Origin of the sequence: Campylobacter sp. CNRCH_2016_3089, from assembly GCF_025772505.1 — a bacterium.
Lineage (GTDB): Bacteria > Campylobacterota > Campylobacteria > Campylobacterales > Campylobacteraceae > Campylobacter_D > Campylobacter_D lari_D.
This window is the reverse complement of the sequence record NZ_JAKMSF010000044.1, coordinates 1-1,098: the sequence shown is the minus strand read 5'-3', so window position 1 is coordinate 1,098 and position 1,098 is coordinate 1. Positions and strand designations below refer to the sequence as shown.

The 1,098-nt window shown below is 27.4% G+C and carries 1 protein-coding gene; it reads left to right on the top strand.

Translation table 11 applies throughout. The annotated features are described in order from the left end of the window. Positions 1–159 precede the first annotated feature (159 nt). Positions 160–1,098: PDC sensor domain-containing protein (locus tag L8W69_RS09150; RefSeq protein ID WP_263666989.1), on the top strand; the 939-nt coding region annotated here is incomplete at its 3' end.

Sequence of the window (1,098 nt, the reverse complement as noted above, 5' to 3'; positions counted from 1 at the left end):
GTTTTTTTATATTGTGTTTTAATAAAATTTATATTTATCCAATATTATTTATATAGATAATTTTTTATTAATATATCGTTTTTTTAAATTTATACTCCTATGAGATAATTTTTTCACTTTCAAAAAAATAACTACAAATTTACATAAAAAGGAAAACCAATGAAAAGTGCGAAAATAAAAATCTCACTCATAGCAAATTTTATTGCTATATTTTGTCTACTTATTTTAGGCATTATAACTTTTGTTTTTGTAAAAGACTCTCTATTTAAAGAAGTTATAAAAGCAGAACAAGATAAACTTATTTCTGCAAAAAATTTAACACAAAATTTTTACAACAACTCTTCAAGCGCATTAGAAAGATTTGCCCAAAGTATTTTACATCATCCATATGAAATTTTAGCCAACGAAGAAACATTAATAGAAGATGTTGGAATTCAGTTAAAAGCTGCAAAAGATATAGGCGATTATCAAGCTATTTATTTGGCAAAACCTGACGGGGAATTAGTTTTAAGTAACAAAGACAGCGATGCCAAAGGAGTAAATTATTTAATTTATGGAAAAGAGCAAAATTATGATGCAACTACAAGAGAATTTTATATAGCAGCTAGAAAGAAAACTGGTTGGAATGTAACTGATATTTATACAGATATAGCAACGGGGCTTCCTACTTTTACCTATTCTATATCTTTAACTAAAAATGGTAAGTTTATAGGGGTTTTAGCTATCGATGTTTCTGTGAAGAAATTAGAAGATAGATTAAAACATTTACCAGGCTCATCTTTTGTTTTTGATAAAGCATTGTTTGCATTTGCTTCAACCGATGAAAACTATTTTGGCAAAGATAATAAAAATGTTGCTATTGTTGCTAAAGCTTTTAGTAAAGCAAAACCAGGCGAGGCATTTTTTTATACTAATGAAATGGGTAAAGAAAAATTATCTATTTGCGATAAAATAGATTCAGATACTATCTGCAGTGTAACAGATATAGACAGCATAGAAGAATCTAGCAAGAAAATGGCCTATATTCAAATTACTGCAGTTATTGCAGCTAGTTTCATAAGTATCATTTTACTCTACTTCATCATCTCTTATTATCTG